1 protein-coding gene is annotated in these 459 nt (G+C 64.5%); it reads left to right on the top strand.

The window, feature by feature from the left end; translation table 11 throughout:
• Positions 1–227 (top strand): sulfurtransferase TusA family protein (locus AC0L2Z_RS35450; protein ID WP_473630651.1); only part of this gene is annotated, 227 nt, incomplete at its 5' end.
• Positions 228–459 lie beyond the last annotated feature (232 nt).

Below are 459 nucleotides of genomic sequence, written 5' to 3'. Positions count from 1 at the left end.
CCCCCGCCCCCGTCTACGACCTCAAAGGCCTGAACTGTCCGTTGCCCGTGCTCAAGGCAAAAAAGCGGTTGGCCACAATGCGGCCGGGCAGCCGGCTATGGCTCGAAACCACTGACCCCCTCGCCGTCATCGACATTCCCGCCTTCTGCGCCGAGAGCGGCCATCGATTGAACGAAACGGCAGCGATATCAGGCGGCCATCGCTTTCTGATCGAGCGCGGCGGCTGAGAGCTAATCTCCCCCCCTCGAGGGCCCCTTGTGGGGGAGATGGCCGGCAGGCCAGAGGGGGTTGCCTCGCGTGAAGCGCCAACCTTGATCTGCCGCAGGAGGCCGCGTCCGGTCGCGCCGACCCCCTCTGTCGCCTTCGGCGACATCTCCCCCTCGAGGGCATATGCGCTAAGATAGGTGTTGCAGCGGGGAATCGGTTGTGATTCTACGCTGCGATGACTCACGAATCGCT

Source organism: Mesorhizobium sp. WSM4850 (genome assembly GCF_055811735.1).
Note: the sequence above shows the minus strand (reverse complement) of the source record. Positions and strands in the feature narration are given on the sequence as shown.